This is a genomic window from Pengzhenrongella phosphoraccumulans, from assembly GCF_045689905.1.
Taxonomy (GTDB): domain Bacteria; phylum Actinomycetota; class Actinomycetes; order Actinomycetales; family Cellulomonadaceae; genus Pengzhenrongella; species Pengzhenrongella phosphoraccumulans.
On record NZ_CP144210.1, the window covers coordinates 3,300,847 to 3,322,044 of the forward strand.

The 21,198-nt window shown below is 68.1% G+C and carries 22 protein-coding genes; 11 read left to right on the forward strand and 11 right to left on the reverse strand.

What is annotated here, in order from left to right:
- The first annotated feature begins 106 nt into the window (after window positions 1-106).
- From VTA80_RS15200 to VTA80_RS15210, 3 genes are all read left to right on the forward strand, one after another.
- Window positions 107-1,270, forward strand: coding sequence for a glycoside hydrolase family 15 protein (locus tag VTA80_RS15200; RefSeq protein ID WP_407341930.1), 1,164 nt, complete (start codon window positions 107-109; stop codon window positions 1,268-1,270).
- Entirely contained in the window at window positions 1,267-3,570 is a 2,304-nt protein-coding gene (locus VTA80_RS15205) for a TIM-barrel domain-containing protein (RefSeq protein ID WP_407341931.1), read from the forward strand. The genes VTA80_RS15200 and VTA80_RS15205 overlap by 4 nt, the downstream gene beginning before the upstream one ends.
- Window positions 3,571-3,749: 179 nt before the next feature.
- On the forward strand, window positions 3,750-4,946 hold the full coding sequence (locus tag VTA80_RS15210) for an IS110 family transposase (RefSeq protein ID WP_407341932.1): 1,197 nt from the start codon (window positions 3,750-3,752) through the stop codon (window positions 4,944-4,946).
- 1,150 nt (window positions 4,947-6,096) lie between these two features.
- Here VTA80_RS15210 and VTA80_RS15215 read toward each other — a convergent pair.
- Both VTA80_RS15215 and VTA80_RS15220 read right to left on the reverse strand, forming a co-directional pair.
- Window positions 6,097-6,324 carry a helix-turn-helix domain-containing protein gene (locus VTA80_RS15215; RefSeq protein ID WP_407341933.1) on the reverse strand — a complete coding sequence of 76 codons (228 nt, stop codon included), beginning with the start codon at window positions 6,322-6,324 and terminating at the stop codon, window positions 6,097-6,099.
- A 3-nt stretch (window positions 6,325-6,327) separates the two neighbouring features.
- Window positions 6,328-6,813, reverse strand: a complete 486-nt coding sequence (locus tag VTA80_RS15220; RefSeq protein ID WP_407341934.1) for a DUF2975 domain-containing protein — start codon at window positions 6,811-6,813, stop codon at window positions 6,328-6,330.
- A gap of 170 nt (window positions 6,814-6,983) precedes the next feature.
- Between VTA80_RS15220 and VTA80_RS15225 the strand changes: the two genes are divergently transcribed.
- On the forward strand, window positions 6,984-7,730 hold the full coding sequence (locus VTA80_RS15225) for a class I SAM-dependent methyltransferase (protein WP_407341935.1): 747 nt from the start codon (window positions 6,984-6,986) through the stop codon (window positions 7,728-7,730).
- A gap of 713 nt (window positions 7,731-8,443) precedes the next feature.
- Here VTA80_RS15225 and VTA80_RS15230 read toward each other — a convergent pair.
- The 4 genes from VTA80_RS15230 to VTA80_RS15245 all read right to left on the reverse strand — a co-directional run bounded on the left by VTA80_RS15230 (window position 8,444) and on the right by VTA80_RS15245 (window position 11,313).
- Window positions 8,444-9,184 (reverse strand): hypothetical protein, encoded by a 741-nt coding sequence (locus VTA80_RS15230; protein WP_407341936.1) that lies wholly within the window; start codon window positions 9,182-9,184, stop codon window positions 8,444-8,446.
- Window positions 9,185-9,347: 163 nt separating this feature from the next.
- Window positions 9,348-9,533, reverse strand: coding sequence for a hypothetical protein (locus VTA80_RS15235; RefSeq protein WP_407341937.1), 186 nt, complete (start codon window positions 9,531-9,533; stop codon window positions 9,348-9,350).
- A gap of 83 nt (window positions 9,534-9,616) precedes the next feature.
- Window positions 9,617-10,234 carry a TetR/AcrR family transcriptional regulator gene (locus tag VTA80_RS15240; protein WP_407341938.1) on the reverse strand — a complete coding sequence of 206 codons (618 nt, stop codon included), beginning with the start codon at window positions 10,232-10,234 and terminating at the stop codon, window positions 9,617-9,619.
- Between the two features lie 482 nt (window positions 10,235-10,716).
- On the reverse strand, window positions 10,717-11,313 hold the full coding sequence (locus VTA80_RS15245) for a hypothetical protein (RefSeq protein ID WP_407341939.1): 597 nt from the start codon (window positions 11,311-11,313) through the stop codon (window positions 10,717-10,719).
- 230 nt (window positions 11,314-11,543) lie between these two features.
- On the opposite strand from VTA80_RS15245, the gene VTA80_RS15250 reads away from it, so the two are divergent.
- The 3 genes from VTA80_RS15250 to VTA80_RS15260 all read left to right on the forward strand — a co-directional run bounded on the left by VTA80_RS15250 (window position 11,544) and on the right by VTA80_RS15260 (window position 14,364).
- Complete coding sequence (locus tag VTA80_RS15250; protein WP_407341940.1) at window positions 11,544-12,401, forward strand: damage-control phosphatase ARMT1 family protein; 858 nt, start codon at window positions 11,544-11,546, stop codon at window positions 12,399-12,401.
- A gap of 162 nt (window positions 12,402-12,563) precedes the next feature.
- Window positions 12,564-13,361 (forward strand): alpha/beta fold hydrolase, encoded by a 798-nt coding sequence (locus VTA80_RS15255; protein WP_407341941.1) that lies wholly within the window; start codon window positions 12,564-12,566, stop codon window positions 13,359-13,361.
- 99 nt (window positions 13,362-13,460) lie between these two features.
- A protein-coding gene (locus tag VTA80_RS15260) for an IS5 family transposase (RefSeq protein ID WP_407341942.1) occupies window positions 13,461-14,364 on the forward strand; the annotation gives its coding sequence in 2 pieces (ribosomal slippage) (window positions 13,461-13,817 and window positions 13,819-14,364; 903 coding nt in all).
- A 60-nt stretch (window positions 14,365-14,424) separates the two neighbouring features.
- Here the strand turns inward: VTA80_RS15260 and VTA80_RS15265 are convergent.
- Complete coding sequence (locus tag VTA80_RS15265; protein WP_407341943.1) at window positions 14,425-15,048, reverse strand: ATP-binding protein; 624 nt, start codon at window positions 15,046-15,048, stop codon at window positions 14,425-14,427.
- Window positions 15,049-15,129: 81 nt separating this feature from the next.
- A complete protein-coding gene (locus VTA80_RS15270) occupies window positions 15,130-15,567 on the reverse strand; it encodes a VOC family protein (RefSeq protein WP_407341944.1) in 438 nt (145 codons plus the stop codon).
- Window positions 15,568-15,789: 222 nt separating this feature from the next.
- Here VTA80_RS15270 and VTA80_RS15275 point away from each other — a divergent pair, with 222 nt between their 5' ends.
- Both VTA80_RS15275 and VTA80_RS15280 read left to right on the forward strand, forming a co-directional pair.
- On the forward strand, window positions 15,790-15,993 hold the full coding sequence (locus tag VTA80_RS15275) for a hypothetical protein (RefSeq protein ID WP_407341945.1): 204 nt from the start codon (window positions 15,790-15,792) through the stop codon (window positions 15,991-15,993).
- A gap of 60 nt (window positions 15,994-16,053) precedes the next feature.
- Window positions 16,054-16,512, forward strand: coding sequence for a hypothetical protein (locus tag VTA80_RS15280; protein ID WP_407341946.1), 459 nt, complete (start codon window positions 16,054-16,056; stop codon window positions 16,510-16,512).
- Window positions 16,513-16,541: 29 nt separating this feature from the next.
- On the opposite strand, the gene VTA80_RS15285 is transcribed toward VTA80_RS15280, so the two are convergent.
- Window positions 16,542-16,862 carry an Imm51 family immunity protein gene (locus tag VTA80_RS15285; protein ID WP_407341947.1) on the reverse strand — a complete coding sequence of 107 codons (321 nt, stop codon included), beginning with the start codon at window positions 16,860-16,862 and terminating at the stop codon, window positions 16,542-16,544.
- 752 nt (window positions 16,863-17,614) lie between these two features.
- Between VTA80_RS15285 and VTA80_RS15290 the strand changes: the two genes are divergently transcribed.
- Entirely contained in the window at window positions 17,615-18,367 is a 753-nt protein-coding gene (locus tag VTA80_RS15290; protein WP_407345789.1) for a hypothetical protein, read from the forward strand.
- Between the two features lie 122 nt (window positions 18,368-18,489).
- On the opposite strand, the gene VTA80_RS15295 is transcribed toward VTA80_RS15290, so the two are convergent.
- A complete protein-coding gene (locus VTA80_RS15295; protein WP_407341948.1) occupies window positions 18,490-18,717 on the reverse strand; it encodes a DUF2188 domain-containing protein in 228 nt (75 codons plus the stop codon).
- A gap of 156 nt (window positions 18,718-18,873) precedes the next feature.
- Here VTA80_RS15295 and VTA80_RS15300 point away from each other — a divergent pair, with 156 nt between their 5' ends.
- Entirely contained in the window at window positions 18,874-19,380 is a 507-nt protein-coding gene (locus VTA80_RS15300; protein ID WP_407341949.1) for a flavodoxin family protein, read from the forward strand.
- 435 nt (window positions 19,381-19,815) lie between these two features.
- Here the strand turns inward: VTA80_RS15300 and VTA80_RS15305 are convergent, their stop codons facing one another.
- Window positions 19,816-21,063 carry an IS256 family transposase gene (locus VTA80_RS15305; protein ID WP_407341857.1) on the reverse strand — a complete coding sequence of 416 codons (1,248 nt, stop codon included), beginning with the start codon at window positions 21,061-21,063 and terminating at the stop codon, window positions 19,816-19,818.
- Between the last annotated feature and the right edge of the window lie 135 nt (window positions 21,064-21,198).

A 21,198-nucleotide genomic window follows, 5' to 3' on the forward strand; every position in this document is an offset into this window, starting at 1 on the left:
GGGCCGGCCGACCCGATCGGTCGGCCGGCCCCGCAACGTCTTTGCCCGCCTTCAGCCCTACCGGTCCGCCCCGCGGCCGGACCAGCCCTCGCCAGAACAGTGAGCCATGACCGACCTCCCCGTTGCCACCGTCGACCGCGTCCGGCTGGCCGACCTGGCCGCCCACAGCCACGCGGTCATCACGACCCACCAGGACCCCGGTGGCGCCTACCCCGCCTCACCCACGTTCTCCGCCTACCGCGGCTACGCGTGGCTGCGCGACGGCGCGTTCACCGCCGAGGGCATCTCCCGGTACGGGGACCTCGCCTCGGCCGACCGCTTCCACGACTGGGCGACGCAGGTCCTGACGGCGCGGCGCGGGCAGGTCGACGAGCTCCTCGCCGCCAGCGCGCGCGGTGAGGACCTTCCGCTGGACCGCATGCTCCCGACCCGGTTCACGTTCGACGGCGCCAACGGATCCGACCCGTGGTGGGACTTCCAGACCGACGGGTACGGCATGTGGCTGTGGGCCGTGGTCACCCACGCCGAACGCCACGACCTCCCGCTGGACCGGTGGCTCTCCGGCCTGGAGGTGGCCGTGGACTACCTCACCGGATTCTGGGACCGCCCCTGCTTCGACTGGTGGGAGGAGCACTGCGAGCACCGGCACGTGTCCACCCTGGCCGCCATCGCCAGCGGACTGACCGCCGTCGCCGACACCCAGATCCTCGACCCCGCCCGCACCCACGCCGCCCGCACCGCCGCAGCCGCCGCCCGCGACCTCGCCCTGAGCAAGGGCACGACCACCGGGCGCGCCACCAACCCGCACACCGTGCACCTAGCCAAGTGGCTCGGCGCCGACGCCGTGGACGGGTCCCTGGCCGCCTGCGTGGTCCCGTTCGGCCTGGTCGCCCCCGGCAGCGCGATCGCAACCGCCACCCTGGACGCGATCAGCCGCGACCTGGACTCCGGCGGGGGAGTGCACCGCTTCCGCGCCGACGTGTTCTACGGCGGCGGACAATGGCTGCTGCTCGCCTGCCTGCTCGGCTGGAACCTCGCCGCCACCGGCGACCACGACGGCGCCCTGCGGCACCTGCTCTGGGTCGCCGACCACGCCCGCGCCAACGGCGACCTGCCCGAACAGGCACCCGACGACCTGCTCCACCCCGAGCACCTCGACGAATGGCTCGACAAGTGGGGCCCCGTGGCGACCCCGCTGCTGTGGTCCCACGGCATGTTCCTCATCCTGGCCGACGAGCTCGGCCTGCTCCCGGAAGGCTCCCAGCGATGACCGCCACCACCACGACAGCGCCAGCGCTCACCCACCGCCCGCACGGCATCGAGCACCCCTACGCCACCTCGGCCGACCAACGCGTCCCCGTGCTCCCCGAGGCCGGCGAAACGATCTGCCTGGGCGTGATCGCCCGCGCCGACGTCACCGCCGTCATCTGCCAGTGGCAGGCCACCGGCGGACCGATCGTCGAGCTGCCGCTGCGGACCGCGGCCGCTTCGGCCGCCGACACCGCTGCGCTGGCCGGCGGTGACGGCCACCTCGCCGAGGCGCAGGCCGCCCAGCTCGCGGCCGACGGCGGCTGGTGTGTCCAGTCCCCGCCCGTGGCGGCCGGCACCGACTACCGCTACCGCTTCCTCGCCCAGGTCGAGGGCGGCGGCACCGGCGAGAGCGGCGCCGACGCCGCGACCGAGTGGTTCGACGTGTCCGCCGGGGTCTGGTCCGACCAAGGCGGCGACCTCACCCTCGTGGGTGCCGCTGTCGCGGACCTGCGCCTGGTGCCCGGCTCCGTGCAGTGGCTGCGCGACTCCACCGGCGTGCGCCGCGTGCGGTTCGCGCTGCGCCTGGCACCCGGAGAGCACGTCGTCGGCTTCGGCGAACGGTTCGACGCCGTCGACCAGCGCGGCCGCGCCCTGGACGCCGTCGTGTTCGAGCAGTACAAGTCTCAAGGCGTGCACGGCCGCACCTACCTGCCCATGCCCTTCGCGCACATTATCGGCGAGAGCACCCCCGGCTGGGGCCTGCACGTGCGCACCAGCCGGCGCACCTGGTTCGACGTCGCCCGCTCCCAGAGCGACCGGATCGTCATCGACGTCGCCCTCGGTGGCGCAGCGCACGAGCACCTCGAGGTTGCCCTGTACGACGGCGCCCCGCACGAAGTCCTGGGCGCGTTCACCGACGACGTCGGCCGCGCCGAGGAGCTGCCCGACTGGGTCTTCCACCTGTGGGCCTCGGGCAACGAGTGGAACACCCAGGCCCTGGTCACCGCGCGCATGGACTCCCACCGCGACCTGGACATCCCCGTCGGTGTGGTGGTGATCGAGGCCTGGAGCGACGAGGAGGGCATCACGATCTTCCGCGACGCCCAGTACACCGTCACCACCGACGGCGCCGCGCACCAGGCGAGCGACTTCACCTACCCCGCCGGGGGCGCGTGGCCGGACCCGAAGGCGATGATCGACGACCTGCACGCGCGCGGCATCAAGGTCATCCTCTGGCAGATCCCGCTGCAGAAGACCTCCTTCGACCTCGGGCCCGACGTCCCCGCCGACAGCCAGGTGCTCACCGACGCCCGCGCCATGGTCGCCGGCGGCCACGCCGTGCGCGAGGCTGACGGCACCGAGTACCACAACCGCGGCTGGTGGTTCCCGCAGGCACTGATGGCGGACCTGTCGACGCAGCCGGGCCGCGACTGGTGGACGGCCAAACGCCGCTACCTCGTGGCCGACCTCGACGTCGACGGCTTCAAGACCGACGGCGGCGAGCACGCCTGGGGCCACGACCTCACCTACGCCGATGGGCGCCGCGGCGACGAAGGCAACAACCTCTACCCCGTCCACTACGCCCGCGCGTTCGGCGACCTGCTGCGCTCCCAGGGCAAGGCCCCGGTCACGTTCTCGCGGTCAGGGTTCACCGGATCCCAGGCACACGGGGTGTTCTGGGCCGGCGACGAGGACTCCACCTGGGACGCGTTCCGCAGCTCGGTCACCGCCGGGATCACCGCCTCAGCGTGCGGGATCGTCTACTGGGGCTGGGACCTGTCCGGCTTCTCCGGGCCCGTCCCTGATTCCGAGCTCTACCTGCGCGCGACCGCCGCAGCCACGTTCATGCCTGTCATGCAGTACCACTCCGAGTTCAACCACCACCAGCTCCCGCTACGCGACCGGACCCCCTGGTTCGTCGCCGAGACCAACGACGACCCCGACGTCGTCGACGTCTTTCGCCGCTACGCCCACCTGCGCGAACGCCTCGTGCCCTACCTCGCCGAGCAGGCCCGCGCCACGATCGAGACGAACCGCCCGCTCATGCGCGGGCTGTTCTTCGACTGGCCCGACGACGCGACCGTGTGGGCCTGGCCAGGTCAGTTCCTGCTCGGCGACGACCTCCTGGTCCACCCCGTCACCGACCCAGGAGCAACGACCTGGACCACCTACCTACCCGCCGGGCAATGGGTCGACGTCTGGACCGGCCAGGTCCACAACGGCGGCCGCACGATCGAGCGCGACGTGCCCCGCGACATCGTCCCCGTCTACTGCCGCGCCCAGAGCTGGAACGCGCTGCGGGCCGCTTTCGCGGGCTGACTGGACGGCCCGACCCAGCACTTGGCGACAGCTGATATATCTCGAGGAGTCCTTCACAGGACACCTCCGGAGGTGCCAGGAAGGGACCTGTCAGGTTCCCCAACCGAAGGTCTGACGCTGACGCGTCGGCCTTCCGGCACCCCCGGAGGTGGGTCGTGTCCGTTCAGCATGCTGCCCCTGTGACGTCTTCCACTGTCGTCGTCGCGGTCGACGTCGGCAAGACTTCGGTCGCGTTGTCGGTGACCGACTCGGCACGTTCTCGGCTGCTCGGCCCGGTCGTCTTTCCAATGACCCGGCCCGGTCTGGCTGGTGTTCTGACCCGGGTCCAGCAGGTTCTGCCCGGGGCTGGGGTGGTCAAGGTCGGGATCGAGGCGGCCGGCCGCTACCACCGGCCGTTGACCGCACCCTCGACGTGGCCGGCAGGGTGGGAGGTGCTCGAGCTCAACCCGGCCCACGTCGCCGAGCAGCGCCGGGTCGCGGGGCGGCGTCGGGTCAAGACCGACGCGATCGACCTCGAGGCGATCACCGAGCTCGTCCTGGCCGGACGCGGGATACCCATCACCGCGAGGGACCACGTCTTTGGTGAGCTCGCAGCGTGGGCCGGGATGCGCGGGCGCCGGATCGCGACGCGCACCGCGACAAAGAACCAACTCCTCGGTCAGCTCGACCGGACGTTCCCCGGGCTGACGTTGGCGCTGCCGGACGTGCTGTCCACCCAGGTCGGGTATCTGATCATCGCGGAGTTCGCCGACCCGGCCCGGTTGGCGGCGTTGGGCGCTACCCGGTTCATCCGGTTCGCGGCGGGCCGCGGTCTGCGGGTGCACCGGCCCATGGCCGACCGGTTGGTGCAGGCCGCCAAAGATGCCCTGCCCACCTCGGACGCCGACGTGGCGCGGGGCATGCTGGCCGCGGACCTGACCTTGCTGGCCAACCTGAACGTGCAGGTCAACAAGGCCGACGTCGAGCTCGCCCGGCTCGTGCCGGCGAGCCCGTTCGCACCGTTGACGACCGTGCCCGGGTGGGGCGTGGTGCTCGCCGGGACCTACGGGGCGGCCGTGGGTGACCCGGCCCGGTGGCCTGGTCACCGCGAGCTCTACCGGGCGTCGGGCCTGACCCCGACGCAGTACGAGTCCGCGGGCAAACGCCGTGACGGGTCCATCACCCGCGAAGGGTCCGTGCCGTTGCGCCGGTCGCTGATCGACCTCGGCATCGGCCTGTGGCAGTTCGACAAACCGTCCCGCGCCTACGCGGCCAGCCTCAAAGCCCGCGGTAAGCCCGGCGGGATCGTCGCCTGCGCGATGGCGCACCGCGCCAACCGGATCGCCTACGCCCTGGTCCGCGACCACGACGTCTACGACCCTGCCCGCTGGGGCTGACCGAACACCTTGCCCCGAGCGAGGCCGTCCCCGCGTCCCGGCCCCACCGTCCAGGAGCGCGAGCGGTCAACGTGGAGCGCCCGCAGCGCAGCGAGGACGAACGACGTTGACGGCGACCGCGACTGGACGCACCCTGACCGGCCGGCGAGGACGACCGACCCCCCACGCCCTGGTCATCGAACGAAGGGAGCACGACCCTCTTCACAACCTCCACCGGCGGTGCCACGCTGGACCGGACGAAGGGCCGGACCAGACACCGTGACAGCTATGGCACACCTCCCGAGGTGATGCCGGATCAATAGCTTGGTGCCCGGTCCTTCGCCATGTGGCAGCCCGAACGACGCCAGATGACCCGCCCCGCGCACAGCCGGGCGAGGTCGCATAAGTCAGCGTGGGCGCCCGGCACCGATCCGCGACAAACACCGCCGGTGACAGCGCAACCCGCCCCCGCGACCCGCGGACGATCCCGCACACCCCGGCCCGCTCTTGACAGGTAGTACAGCCAGCTAGGTCCCGGTCACTCCTCCGATGCGATGCCCTCGACTCCGACGGCGAACCGCGTTCACGCAGAAGCCGGCCGTGACGAACGGAAGAATCACAAACGCCGTTGCTGTCCAGTCAGGGTCCTGAACCAGGAGCGAGTCCTCAGACCTCCATTCACACGCCACGCCCAATGGCAGCCAGTTCCACTCGCCCGACACTCTCGCTTCCGAAAAGCCAGACGGGCGATCAGAAGCAACGCGGTCCTGGCACATCTCGTCGTCCGACTTGTTGGGAGTGGGCGTCGACGATGCGAATGCTGCTAGAGCAATGATGACGCTCAGTAGAAGGGCAATTGACCACATAATGAGCATGCCGATGTCACGCCAAGCTTCGCGGGCGATCGTATTATTCCGCATGTTTCACCGTGGCCTTTGAGATGTTCGCAGTCGATTGCAGCCGAACAAGTGAGCCGACCAAATCAACGCATCTGGCCAGGCTCCCTTGTTGTGCAACGCGGATCTCGTGCAACTCGGCTGCCGGGGAGGATAAGGCGTGGGCTCGGCTTGTCGATTCCGCACACCCAAGAGACGGCCCCCGACTCGGATCATTCGTTCCTGCCCACCGATTCCATCGCCGCTCAACGACAACCAACTGGCGGGTCGAGTCGTCAGTCGTGGCTGGTGGGCTCCTCGTCCGGACGGAATTCGATGAGGTCTCCCGGTTGGCAGTCCAGTGCTGCGCAGATGGCTTCGAGAGTGGTGAACCGGATGGCGCGGGCCTTGCCGGTCTTGAGGTTGCTGAGGTTGGCCATGGTGATGCCCACGCGGTCGCTGAGCTCATTCAGGCGCATCTTGCGTCGGGCGAGCATGACGTCGAGGTTCACGATGATCGGCATGGCTCAGACCGTCAGCTCGTTGTCCTGGCGGAGCTCGAGCGCGGCGGCGAACAGTCGCTCGAGCAGCGCAGCCAAGGTGAACAGGAACAACGCCACGACCTCGGCGGCGAACCAGCCCAGCACGATCGAGGGGTGGGACTGCCCTATGGCGGCCCAGATGGCGACCGTGACGCCGACGAAACCGAGCACGAGGTAGGCAGCGGTGATCCCGAAGAGCAGCTTGAGCCGACGCAGCAACTGGACGGTTCGTGGCGAGAACGACTCGCCCAGGTCGACGACCTCGAGGAGATCAAACACGACCTTGACGGCCACGAGTGTCGGGACGAGGCCGGCGACGACCGCGAGGTAGATGGGCGCCCTGAGGTGGGCGAGCTCGGGATTGAACGCGGCAAAGTCCAGGCTGATGGAGTACAGCACTCCGCCCGCCAGGACGAGGCCGACCGTGAACATCACCAACAGTGCACGGAGGATCTTGGTCTCTCGGATCATGGGCAGCACGCTAGCGCATAGTTACCGATTATCAATAACTATTTGCCGCTTTTCACGATCTCGATTGGATCAGGCCCACCGGCCAAGGGAGGTGCGCACGACAGGGACCGACCGGGCGCAGCCGGTGGGTGTGGGACCGCCGCTCGGCCGAGCGGCGCGAGACTGTGACCATGTCGATCAGCAATCACGAGCACGCGGTCCAGGCCCGTTCCTTCGGCGCGGCGGCGCGCCAGTACGACACCGGCCGGCCGAGCTATCCCGAGGTCGCGATCGATTGGCTGCTCCCGGACGGTGCGCGCACGGTCCTCGACCTCGGGGCCGGCACCGGCCAACTCACCCGCCCACTCCTGACGCGGAACCTGGACGTGGTGGCCGTGGAACCCTCCGACGGGATGCGGGACGAGCTGACTCGCGCACTTCCCGCTGTGCGGGCGCTGGCAGGAAGGGCCGAGCAGATCCCCCTGCCCGACCAGTCGGTCGACGTCGTGCTGGTTGCCCAGGCGTGGCACTGGGTCGACGTCGAAAAGGCAGTCCCCGAGGTCGCCCGCGTGCTCACACCCGGGGGCCGGCTCGGCCTGGTCTGGAACATCCGCGACGAACGCGAGGACTGGGTCGCCCAGCTCGGACGCCTCATGCACCAAGGCATCGAACAAGACATGGGCGCCACGAATCCGCGCATCGGGGCCCCGTTCGGACCCGTCGAGCGGTTCGACGTCGAATGGACGCACCACCTCACCCCCCACGACCTGCTCGACCTGGTCGCATCCCGGAGCTACGTCATCACCCTCCCCGCCGACGAACGCCACGACCTACTCACCCGGGTCAGGCATCTCATCGACACGCACCCCTCGCTCGCCGGCGCGCAGCGCATCCACCTGCCCTACATCGCACGGTGCTCCCGGGCGAACCTGCTCTGAGCCGAGCAGCCAAGACCGCAACGCAGGTCGGCGCCGAAGGCACCTTCGCGACAGTTAACGCGCGGGTCGGGCGAACCCAGCACTTGGCGTCAACCATCTTTCGGGCGGCGATCGGTGCAACCTTCCTAGCCGGCTACTTGTACGGCGCCGTGCGCCCCGTGTCGAGTGTGGGTGTCCCAAAGCGACGAGGTGGGGCTCTCGAGACGCGTAGCGTTGCGTAGTCGACGGCGCCACACGGCCCCCCGCTGGGGTGCCGCCGGAGGTGTGTCGAATGCCCCTGGCCTCGTGATTGAGGCCAAGGGCATTCGCTATGTCGGCGCGGGCAACATTCTCTGGGATTACGAGGCCCCTGCTCACCGCAAGTGGGGACGTCGCCGACGTAGACCGTTGGGCACTGTCGCCAGAGTCCGTGTCCCGTCGCCACTGGGTGTACTTGCACCGTACGCCTTGATGGTGTGACGAAACCGACCGTGTCGTCGCCAGTCGTGATCGGGCCGACAGCGCCGCGTTGATGCACTGCGCTGTCGGGTGGAAACGTCGGGGCGTTTCGGGTACGTCCGCGGCGAGGGCTGAGTTTCCGCCGCCGCGGCTGGCCGATGAGTTGGTGCTTTTCGTCGTTGGTGTTCCCGGGACGAATTCCGGGAAGTTGGTGGCGTTTCGTGATCAGCTCGTGCATTACCTAGCGGACGACTCTCCGAGTCGCGTCGGGCGATTCAATGCGTGAAGCGGTCGCCGTTGGCTGCGGATTGCGGCGGGAGGAAGGTGGGGGTTTCGTAGGCGTGGGTGGTGGCGGCGATGTGCATGGACGCGTGGGCGAGGATCGATCCGATCGGGTTGGTCGTGACGAGCATGGGCATGGAGATCATGGTGTTGCCGATCAGGGGTGCGCTGATGCCGTCGCGGCGGAACTGTTCGAAGCCCAGGTGGTAGACGGTCGTGATGGTCAAGATCAGGACCATCGAGCATGCGACGTAGGCGAGCTTGCGGATTGCCCCGGACAGGTTGCCGCCAACCAGGCTCAGGGTGACCAGGCACGGGAACGCGGTCAGCAGGAGCGCGTCGACGGTGCCGTAGGCAGCTCCGCGCCAGATCAGTTCGAAGGCGAACCGGATGCCGCTGGGACCCGGTGTGGTGACCTCGGACAGCACCCGGGTGATGACCAGGACCCCGGCCAGGACCCCGAGAATGAGGCTGGTCCGCCAGCGCCGACGCAGGAGTGCGCCCACGTTGATCTCGGTGGTGCGGACGTACGCGCTGAGGAACGTCAGCGTCAGGACGAAGTAGCACAGGTAGTAGCCGGTGAGCGGGAGCTCGAGCACGTCGGAGCCCACATAGGGGATGGCGAAGGACAGGGCGAGCCCACCGGCGAGCCACGCGAGCTGTGCGGGCCGTGATCGACGCCGACGGTCGTCGGAATCTGTTGGGGGGTGGGTGTGGATCGCGGTTGCTGTCATCACGAGCTCCAATGGGGGTTGTCGGCCGCGCGACCGTTCGGTGGCGAAACGGGGGGCGGGGATTGGGGTCAGGGTTGGGTGGCGGCGAGGGTGAGGAGTCCCTGGCGGCGGGTGGTCTGCTCGGCGGCGCCGCGCAGGCCGAACCAGTGGTGCGCGAACAGCCCTACGACCCGGCCGAGCATGGGGAACTCGAACCGTAGAACTGCGGCACCGCGACCAGGTTGATCAGTGCGAGGACGGGGCTTACTACGGCATAGTCGGTGGCGTGCGCCCGGAACACTGTGAGGGCCTCGCGGGTGGCCAGTGCAGGTTCGGTGCTCTGGTACTGGGTCGGGTTCGGGGTGCTCATGCGGGTCCGTTCGGGAGTGGCCGGCGCCGAGAGCGCGCAGGAATAAGGGGTGGTGGTTGGGTTTGCGGTCACCCCGGAGCGGGTCAGAGCGAGATGTAGCGGGCCAGCACGAGGTCGACGGCGGCGTGGGAGTAGTCCGGGTCGATCGGGGCTCCGGTGATCAGGAGTCGGACATACAGCGGGCCCACCAGGGCGTCCAGGGCGAACTCGACGTCGGTGTCATCGCGAAGGTCGCCGCGGCCGATGCCGCGCACGACGGCGGCGCGCATGCGTCGGCGCAGGGGTTCCACGAGCAGCTCGCGGTAGCTGGCGGCGAGCATCGGGTCGGCGGCCACGGCGGCCACCAACCCAGGCAGTACGCCACCGGCCGGGGTGTGGGTGAACGTGGTGAGAAGCTGGTCGGTGAAGGCCAGGAGGTCTCCGCGCGTAGTGCCGGTGTCCGGCAGCGGGGTCGTGGGCTGTCGGCTGACCATGGCTTCCACGACGAGCTGGGCCTTGTCCGACCACCGCCGGTACAGGGCGGGGGTGCTCACCCCCGCCCGGCGCGCGACCGCCGCCAGGGTCAGGTCCGCGTACCCGCGCTCGGCCAGCAGTTCGAGGGTGGCCATGATGATCGCCTCGTCGACAGCCGGGTCCCGCGGTCGGCCACGGTCGCTTCCCCCGCCGCCCGGGCGGCGCACGGCTCGAATGTCTGTTGCCATCGTGAACTCAGCTCCCTATTACGTAGCGCGCATAACGTAACAGGGGCTCAGCGATTTACGCAACTGTCCTTACGGAATCCGTTGTGGCGGCGAGCTGGCAGACCGTTCGACCCGAAGCCCTCAGCTGGAGCCCTTGAACAGTCCACGAGAGCCCTCGTAGCGCTGGTGGTTTCGCTCTCTCTCGGGGCCTCGTAGACCTAGGTAGGGGTGTCCGGCCTTCGCGACAACGCGGCGAATGAACTGGCGGATGACAGCACCGGAAACGGCCTGATCTGCATGGCCGGCGCATCACGGAGGCTGCCGCGAGAAGATTCAGCGATCAGCATCCGAAACGAACCACGTCGACGCTTTGGGTCCTCGAGGCGCAGGCGGGACCGGTAGTTGGCAACCGCGGATCTCGTGCGGATGCGGATACTGGTCCGAACCGGAATTGCCCCAACTGGCCGAGTTGAGCAGCGCGCTGCGCCCTTCGGCCTGCGGCGCTAGGCGATCTGGCTCGCTCGGCGCGCGATCAGGATGGTTCCGCTGTACTGCGCTGCGAGCAGCGCTGCGCCGCCGCCCGCGATCGTGGCGTAGATCATCGGCGTGGTGACCTCGAACGACAGCCCGAGCATTCCGCGCACCTGCAGCCCGATCGTCGGCTCGTTGAGCGCCATCCATGCGGTCGCGACGCAGAGCACCGCCAGGATCGAGGTCGCGATCGCGGCCGTGGTGCGGGCCGCAGGTTGGGCACGCTCGGGTGACCAGCCGCGCAGCGCGGCCTTGCGACCGACCGCGTAACCGCCGAGGAGCCCGACCAGGAGGTTGCCTACCGGCAGTCCCATGAAGAAGCCGTAGATCATGACCGAGTAGAACAGCGCCAGCGCACCGAGTGCAGTGGGCCCGAGGTCGAACAATGAGTCGAGGTGCTTGCGCAGCACGGTGAGGTCGAGTGTGACGCCGAGGGCGAGGCCGCCCAGCGCTACCGGACCGATGGCCGGGTGGTCGCCCAGCACGCCGAGCGTTCCCCACCATCCGGTCAGGAGACCAATGACCGGCGCGACCGCGCCGAGCACCAGACGGGAAGTTGCGCGGTCCATCCAGGTCAGCATGACCGAGAGACTATCGGGTGGTCATTCGCTCGGAGTCCGACGCTCGCGCCCTCGGGAATTCCCGCACTGCGGGTGGCCCGATCGATGTCGCCCATTTTCTGTTGGCGTCAATCACTGAAGGGCTACCTAATCGGTGAAAGACGCCAGGGCGACCACTGCGGCACTCTGCGGGACTTTCGGCTCCGCTCGTGGCACTTGGCCGGAGGAGTATTGATCGGATGCGAACCTACCTCGACTGCTACCCGTGCCTTTTGCGACAGGCGCTCATGGCGGCACGGATGGCTGGAGCGGACCACGACGTGCAACAGTCCGTCATGACCAAGACGCTGACTCTTCTCCAGGCCCCACCATCGAATGCCAGGCCGCCGGAGATCGTTCACCTCGTGCACCGCATCGTTCGACAAGTGTCAGGCGATAGCGACCCTTACCGGAAGATCAAGGCAGAGAGCACCGGGCAGGCCCTGGCGCTGTATCCGCGGCTCAAGGCCCTCGTCGCCCAGAGCGCGGACCCGCTGGACACCGCGGTTCGGGTGAGCCTCGCCGGCAACATCATCGACCTCGGTGTCCGCGACGACGTTCCAGATCTCTGGGCGACGGTCGAGCGCGTCATGGCATCCCCGCTGGCGATCGACCATCTCGCGGAGCTGCGCACTGAGCTCGCCACCGCCGACCATGTGCTCTATCTGGCCGACAACGCAGGTGAGACGGTCTTCGACCGGGTGCTGATCGAGCAGCTGGATCCGCCGGTGGTCTATGCCGTCAAAGGGGGCCCGGTGCTGAATGACGCCACCCGAGAAGACGCACTCGCCGCAGGACTTGAGGCCTGCTCAACCATCGTCGACAACGGATCCGCCGCCCCTGGCACGATTCTCGACCTGTGCTCAGCGGAGTTTCGTGACGCCTTCGCGAGTGCTCCGCTGATTATCGCGAAGGGGCAAGCCCACTACGAGACGTTGAGCGAAGCCGGACCCCGGGTGTTCTGCCTTCTGCAAGTCAAGTGCCCGGTTATCGCAGACGACGTGGAAGCGCCCGTCGGGGCAACCGTGGTCAAGCGGAACCGGCCACAATCGAACTAATGCTGCGCACGTCGCTGGCGGGGCTGGTGCTTGACGACCGCTGCGTGCGTGGGGACCTGGGCTGGGGCCAACTTCCGCGCATTGCCTCTGCCTGCTCGTCGCCGAGAGCTACGCTTCGGCGCGCCGCTCCGAAGCTGTTGGGGCGATGAGCGGGGGAGAAGCGTGAAGCAGGTTTTGGTCGGGCCCGAGGACGCACACCTTGGCTACGTCGAGCTCGAGGGCACCGATCCTGCGCTGGTCTACCTGCACGGGCTGGGTGCCAGCGCCCCGATCTACTTCACCAGGACGGCCCAGGAGCCGGGCTTGGCTGGGCGTCGCATCCTGATGATCGACTTCCTCGGGTTCGGCATCAGCGATCGCCCGGCCACGCTCGGCTACACGCTCGAGGACCATGCGGACTCGATCGCGCGCGCGTTCGACTCGCTCGGGCTCAGCCGGGTCGACGTCGTCGCGCACAGCATGGGAGGCACGATCGCGCTCGTGCTCGCCCGCCGCCGCCCCGACCTCGTGCGCCGCCTCGTGCTCGCCGAGCCGACGTCAGGCCCGTGCGTGCGCCCCCGCGTCGAGGAGTTCACGGAAGCCGAGTTCGTCGAGCATGGCTTTCGCCAGGCGTTGCTCGAGGCAGGGCCGGCCTGGGCGGCCACGATGCGGCTCGCCGACCCTGTGGCGTTCTACCGCACCGAGACCGCGCTCGGGTCGCAGGCGGCACTGGTATCTCGGGACCTCCTGCTCAACCTCGCAGTGCCGTGTGCGCTCGTGCTCGGTGAGCTCACCGCTGACCTGGCCTACGATCCGGCGATCTTCACCTCGACTGTCCCGATCCGTACCGTCGTGGGAGCCGCGCACTGCATGATGCTGGACAACCCGAGCGGTTTCGCGACCGCGATCGTCGAGACGCTCGACGAGCTCGCGGATGAAGGATGCGATCCCGTCCAAACGCGTGGAGTTGGCGCGAGGTGAAAGATCTGAGATCTCGCATGCCGATCGGTCCGAGAGCCGGGCAGGCCGCTAGGGCATGTCTCCTAATCTCCGTTTGGTGCTCGTTGGCATGCTGTCCGGGTGAGTCGCTACGCCGTGTTGTCAGATGAGCAATGGGCTCGAGTCGAGCCGTTGCTCCCGTCGTCGGAGGGCAAGCAGTCGCGCCCGTTTCGCAACCATCGTCAGGTGGTGGAGGGGATCGTCTACCGGTACCGGACCGGGATCGCGTGGCGGGACCTGCCACGTGAGCAGTTCGGACCATGGCAGACGGTGTGGAAGCGGCACCGCCGGTTCGCCGGGGACGGGACCTGGGACCGGGTCCTGGGCGCGCTGCTGACGCAGGCCGACGAGGCCGGGGACCTGGACTGGACTGTCTCGGTGGACTCCACGATCAACCGGGCCCACCAGCACGCCACGAACACCAAGCGCCCCGAGAACGCCACAGGGGGCACGATCGAATCACAGGAATCGGACCGGCGAGCTCAGTGAACCTGCAGGTCACGGGATCGGGCGCTCTCGTGGCGGGCTGTCCACGAAGATCCACCACGCCGTCGACGGGCGCGGGCGACCGCTCGCGGTGATAGTCGCTCCCGGGCAAGGACACGACGGGTCGATGCTCGCGGACCTGCTCGCCGAGATCCGGGTCGCGCACTCCGGGGCCGGCCGCCCCAGGACCAAACCGGTCAAGGTCCTGGGCGACAAGGCGTACTCCTCGCGGGCGATCCGCACCCTGCTGCGAAGGCGTGGGATCGTCTCGGTCATCCCCGAGCCGCGTGACCAACGCGCCAACCGGGCGCGCCGTGGCTCACGCGGCGGACGACCAGTGACCTACGACCGGGTCACCTACAAAGGCCGCAACGTCGTCGAACGTTCCTTCGCCCGCCTCAAGCAATGGCGCGGCTTGGCCACCCGCTACGACAAGCTCGCCATCGTCTACCGCGCCGCAGCACTCCTGGCAGCTGTCATCACCTGGCTACAGGATTAGGAGACATGCCCTAGGTAGCGACAGTGAAGCGGCGGGGCAGCGGGCATCGGATCACGCCAATCAAGCGGTGGTCGCAGCGGACGGGCCGGCCTCGTCCCTCACGCTGACCAACAATTGTGCCGGCCAGGAGCAACTGCTGAGCTGAGTGGCCGAGACGGCGGTTGGTCCGAGCAGCGCAACGTCGGGCATGAAGTGAACCGTTGTACCGGCACGCCCGTCCTCGTCGAGTGGAACAAGATCTGTCACAGGGATCCCGTGCTCGTACCGCTGGGTCCAGGCGCCGTTTCGGCGGTGGTTGGTGTGTACTAGCCACACGGTCAGAGCCGCCACGACGGACATCCCGCGCCGGGGGTGGCCATCCGGGAGCACCTGCGTTTCAAGGGCGTCGAAGAACCGCAGGTCTTTGGTGGCCATGATGGGTTTCCTCACCGGTGCCCCGTCAGGGCCGTGGCGTGTGTCTGTGCCGCGTCCGTCGTCGCGGACCGAGACCGACCCGTCGGTGTGCAGGGTCACGGTGCACCTTCCGCCGCCGGTGTCGAGCGCCTCGTCAAGGGGGTACGCGATGGTCTCGAGAACCAAGTGAAGGGCTCCACTCGGGGCGTACTTGGTGGGGTCGGCGCGGATATCCGCGAGATGCGCGACGTCTACTGTTGCCGCCCAGTCGTGCGTGGTGTTCTTCCACATCGCCGTCTGCTCATCTCGTTGAGAGTCTGGGGTGCGGGTCATTTCGTCGCGAAACCCCGAACGAGCTGGACCCAGATCGATCTAGCTCTTCTTCAGCTCCTCGGCGAGCATCACGAGTATGCCGCTGGGGCCGCGGACATAGGTGAGCTTGTAGACGTCCCCGTATGTGGCCACCCCGCGCAGCGGGTAGCAGCCGTGCCTCGCGGCGATCTCGAGCGCCTCGTCGAGGTTGTCGACCGAGAAGGCGACGCGGTGCATGCCGATCTCGTTGGGCCGCGTGGGTTCCGTCTCGATCGCGTCGGGGTGGATGTACTCGAAGAGCTCGAGGCGACCGTTACCGTCTGGCGTCTGGAGCATGGCGATGTTGGCGTGGTTGCCGTCGAGGCCGACGGCGGTGTCCGTCCACTCTCCACTGACCGTGTCCCGGCCCGCGACGGTCAGTCCGAGGTCGGTGAAGAAGGCGATCGTCGCTTCGAGGTCACGGACTGCGATGCCGACGTTCTCGAACTTGATGGGCATGGTTTTGACGTTACCAAGTGGCCACCGGTCTGTTGCGCCGCGGACGCTGCCTCGGTCTCCGATAGGACGGCCCTCGGTGCCACTCAGGTCGCCGACGACCCAGCACTTCGCGACAGCTGACGACCGGTTGGCGGCGTGGTCGAGATCGGTACGCGGCTCTCACCCGGGTAGATGCGACGCTGGTGAGGCCGGAGACGGAGGGCTTTGGCTAGTGTGCTCTCCATGGTGGAGGCGAGCTACGTCACCCGGGTCGACCTGCACGTGCTCGAGGTGGGCTCGTACGACCAGGCGTCAACAGCGACCAACGTCGCTGCCGGGGGTTTGATCGTCCGCCTGGGCCCGGAGCATCAGGTCTGTCTCCTCGCTGGCATCGTGATGGGACCTGCCCGCGTGACGATTCGTACGCTCGATGCCCGGCCCGCGTGACGATTCGTACGCTCGATGCCCGGCCCGCGTGACGATTCGTACGCTCGATGCCCGGCCCGCGTGACGATTCGTACGCTCGATGCCCGGCCCGACGTCGTCGAGGCGGGCTGGGAGGACGTTGGCGAGGTGAGCTTCTTCGCGGACGGCAGGCCCGTCTTCGTACGCGGGCCGTGGGTCGAGCACCGCGACCTGCGCTATGACCTGGTCGATGGAGGTGTCGGGTGGTATCGGGTGCGGGCGCACGCCCGCGGTCGAGACCTGCGCTTCGACCTCGTTGCCGAGGAGCCAGTCGAGGACTACCTGCTGGAGGCGTGGCCCGAGGATCCGGCCGAACCGCACACCGTGCAGGTCACATCGTTGCACTGCAGGCAACTGGCCGCCAAACAAATGCCGTGGATCCCGGCGGCAGCGCCCGACCCACAGAGGCAGGCCGCTGAGGCAAACCTCCGCGCCGCGGCACTCCGCAACAGGCTCCCGAGAAGCGACTACGTCCGAGCCGGCCGGGGAAACGCCATGTAGCGACCGCTATGCGGCACTAGCGGGCGCGGTCAGTCATCGAACTCGAAACCTTCAGATCCAGCTCGCTCGATCACCGCGCGGACGGCGGCGGAGCTCGCTAGCACGGGCTCGATCAGCTCCTGAAGGTGTTCGAGGTCACTGCGCGTACCTGCGGCGCTGAACATGCCGGCTTCGGAATCCAGTTCCAGGTCGTTCACCAGGTCAGGAGCGAGAATCGTCGCGACCCCCTCCCAGAAGTATCCATTCGGTTCATGGCCCGATGCGCTGATCGCAGCGTCCGCGGGTAGTTCTCCGCAGTAAAACGTCAGCGAGAAGTCACCGTTGATATCGATGATTCGTGAGAGAGCCATGTCGCGAGCGTAGGGCTTCGCGGCGAGCATTCAAGCCACGATCCGTGCGCCTTCCGACCGCACTACAGCGCCTTCGCCGACCGGACGTGCTCGAGTGGCACTCTGTGCTCGCTGCCGAGCGGCCACATTGCGTAGACCCATCTATCGAGCCCATGAGTGACCTCCCCGACGTCGCCGGGCTTCATGCTGTCTGAGGCGGTAGGCCGGCGCGGAGCGGATCTACTCCACATGCCGCCGAACACCGCTAAATGCCACCTGATATGTAGGCGAGTTTGTCAAGAGGGCAGGGCGAAGCGGCTCCGCCGCTGGCCCGGAGCCACGCTAACCTCCACATTGCTCGAACGCCTGTTCGGCAATATTAGCTGAAGCTAGGTACGCGACACGACTGGCTATCCGCGTGCTTCCCAGTCGGTTCAGCCATCTCGGTCCTGGCACCGGCCCAGGGAAACGACTCCGATAGCAGGCGACCGGGGGAGTGACCCTCCGGTGACGGGTATCGCGGGCACCAAGCCGCGCATGGCCCCGCCGGCGGGCACCGGCCCCGGAAGCAAGTGGAGTCAGCTCAGCTGCCGCCAGGTAGTCGAGCGCCTCCCCGCGTCGCGCTGAGCACCGCGCAAGGCTGGGTCGCCAAAGCACGCACGCGAGGACTCCTCCCACCTGGACGCCGAGGACGCGCCGGATAACGAACGGGGACGGCTCAGGTAGCGGCTCACGACCGTTCGGGTTCGAAGCCGGTGCCATAGTTGGCCGACATGGAGCGGATTACGTTCACCCTGAAGGGGCGCCGGTACGAGTTGTCCCGTGCGGTGGTCGAGTCTCGGCTGCGCGATGTCGCGCCTGAGGCGATCCGCAAGCACGCGGTGCGAGTCAATGGAATCTGGTATCCGGCAATCCAGGCGTTCGAGGTGGCTGGGGGAGTCCCGCGATCAGAGTTCATCTCGCACACCGCTCGCCGCCACCTCGCCGCACTCGGGTTCGAAGTGCACGGAGAGATCGACTCGCGGACCGTGGTCAGAACTCCTGCCATAAAGCTCGAGGTGGACTCTGGTTCTGGAAGCGTTCCCGATGTTCGGCCGCCGAGTGAGTGGCACACGGAGGCCAACGTTCAGGCCGCGATCGTGACTGCGCTTGCCGCGGCCGGGTGGCAGATCCTCTCTGTGGCCAACACCGCGACGAAGGAGCACGGTGTCGACGTCATCGCCGAGCGAGAGGATCAGACGGTCGGTGTCGAGGTGAAGGGCTTTCCGAGTCGTTCGTATGCCGACTCTTCACGCGCGCACGAGACAAAACCGACGAGCCCGAGCACCCAGGCTGGACACTGGTTCGCTCAGGCGGTGCTGGCAGCCATGCGATTGCGCGGCAAGGAGCCAGCGTGGCGGAGCGCCATTGCATTGCCCGACTTCCCGCGCTATCGCGACCTTCACGCTGCGACAGTTGGCTCGCTCACCGCCGCTCAGATCGAGGTCTGGTGGGTCGAGTCCAACGGAGCCTTGAACTTGTCCTGAGACGTGTCGCGCCGGGACCTCGCGCACGCCGTTGCGTTGTCGGCAGCGCCCAGCGCCGTCCCGGTCTTCCCACCAGATGGCGGGGGCCCGGCCCATAGCGGACCAGGCCCCTGCCTCACCGACTACCCCTTCGTGGAGCGCGGGTCGTGCCCCGGCGCGATGGTGTCCTTCGCTCGGATCTTCCCGTCGGTGCCGTGGATCTTCAGCTCGCCACCACCCTGGTTCCCCAGATATCCCCGAGCTGCGCTCACCGCGTCAGCCTGCGTGTCATGGCTCGACGAGGCGCGACTTGCATCGTCCCGCTTCGCCTTCCACGCGTCGCCGTCCTTGTAGACGTCGTATTCAGGCATGTGCTTCACCCCCTGCCAGTTGCCGTGACCGGATCATCGCAGGGACCACCGACATCCCAGAAGGGAGCGGGGCGTATCCCTTGATCACTCGAGTCAGCGAGCGCACCGGGACCTACGGCCGGGGCGAAGACCCGGGCCTGGTCGGATGGTGGGCGTATGACATCCCTGGTCGTGTACGAATCCATGTTCGGCGCCACCAAAGCCCTCGCGGAGGAGATCGCGCAGACGCTGGGTGAGGCGGGCCCGGTCCGCGTCGTCGAGGTGGGAGCGCTCGCAGCTGAAGGCCCGATGCTCCCGGCTGACGTCGACCTCCTTGTGGTCGGGGCTCCGGTGCACGCCTTCGGGATGAGCAGGGCCTCGACCCGCCTGGACGCCACAAAAGAGATGAGTCCGGTGATCTCGGCGACGATCGGGGTCCGCGAGTGGCTCGATGACCTGATCGTCCGGTCTGGACTGCGCTGCGCCACCTTCGACACCAAGGTCCTCACCCCGCGACTGCCTGGTTCGGCGGCGAAGGCGATCGACAAGCACCTGCGGTCCGCTGGCGCGGTGCGCGCCTGCCCGCCGCACACGTTCTCCGTGAACGGGAAGTCGGGCGGTCTGGTCGACGGCGAGCTCACTTCTGCCCGCGCCTGGGCCGGCACGCTCATCCCGAGGAGCTGAGGGCTGAGGCCCCACGGCTTGAGTACGACACCGGGTCCATCAAGGTCCTGTCCATGCGGGTCTCGGACGAGGGTGGCTGTGCTCGACCCGACGCCGACAGGTCCGTTGTCGGCTGCGTGATCTGCTTGCACCTTGCGCGCTTGCACCATCGACGGGCACCCGGGCTCACCCCCTCCCTTTCGTACTTTGGCGGGCGAGGACTACCACGCTCGCTTTCGCAACTGTTGAGCGGGGGAGTGCACCCTTCCCCTGTTGGTGAGCACAATCTAGGCTCGCCCGTCGGCCCGATCACGAGGGAACCGCGGGGAGACCGCCGACCGCCACGCCAACGCGGTCGTGATCGTCGCGTACCGCCAATGATGTGGCGCATTGGAGCGCGACCGGGTCAAGTCCTGGGGAGTGGTGTAGCGGTTCGGCGTGATTCTTCGCGGTGAGCTATGCGCTCAGGGTGTTCAGGGTGGGTGCGTCCTCCTGGTTGTGGTGGGGGTTGTCGATGAGGGTCAGTCGGGCTCGGCTCAGGACCTCCAGGCCGAAGTAGCGGCGTCCTTCGGCCCATTCGTCGTGCTGCTCGGCCAACACGGCGCCGACGAGTCGGATGATGCTGGTGCGGTCGGGGAAGATCCCCACGACGTCGGTGCGCCGGCGGATCTCCCTGTTCAACCGCTCGTTGGGGTTGTTCGACCAGACCTGGCGCCACAGCGCCTTGGGGAACGTCGCGAACGCCAGGACGTCCGCCCGGGCGCCGTCCAGGTGCGCGTGCACGGCCGGCAGCTGGGTTTCGACGGCGTCCAGGAGCTTGTCGAACTGGGCGTTGACCGCGGGTTCGTCGACCTGGTCGTAGGTGGAGTGGAGCATGGCCTTGACCGCGGGCCAGGCCGACTTCGGACACACGCTCATCAGGTTCGCCGCGTAGTGGGTGCGGCACCGTTGCCAGGTCGCCCCGGGCAGGGTCGCCCCGATCGCCTCGACCAGACCGGCGTGCGCGTCGGAAGTGATGAGCTGGACGCCGGTCAGGCCGCGGGCGACCAGGTCGCGGAAGAACGTCAACCACCCGGCCCCGGACTCGGCGGAGGCGACCTGGACGCCCAGGATCTCCCTGAATCCGTCGCCGTTGACGCCGGTGGCGACCATGACGGCGACCTTGACTACCCGCCCGCCCTCGCGGACCTTCATCGTCAGCGCGTCCGCGGCCAGGAACGTGTAGGGGCCGGCGTCCAGGGGTCGGGTGCGGAAGTCCTCGACCTGGGCGTCCAGGTCCCTGGCCATCACTGAGACCTGCGACCGCGACAGCCCGGTGATGCCCAACGACTGGACGAGTTTGTCCATCCGGCGGGTCGAGACGCCGAGCAGGTAGCAGGTCGCTACGACCGAGGTCAGGGCGGCCTCGGCGCGGCGGCGCCGCTCGAGGAGCCACTCGGGGAAGTAGGTGCCGGCCCGCAGCTTGGGGATCGCCACGTCCAGGGTCCCGGTGCGGGTGTCCAGGTCGCGGTGGCGGTACCCGTTGCGCTGGGTGGTGCGGGCCTCGCTGACCTGGCCCCAGGCCGCGCCGCACACGGCGTCGGCGTCGGCGGACAGCAGGGTGTTGATGAACGTGGTGAGCATCTGACGCATCAGGTCCGGAGAGGACTGGGCCAGGTGCTCGTGCAGGAAGTCAGCAGGGTCAATACTCGACGGAGCGGTCATCGTGTTGTCCTCTTCGAGTGGGCTTTGGACGGTCTCTCGAAGGATCACGCGGTGGCCGCGCCTACGTCTACGTTCTCGACGACGACACGACCACCGGGCTACCGGTACACCACTCTGCTGGACTCAACTCGCGAC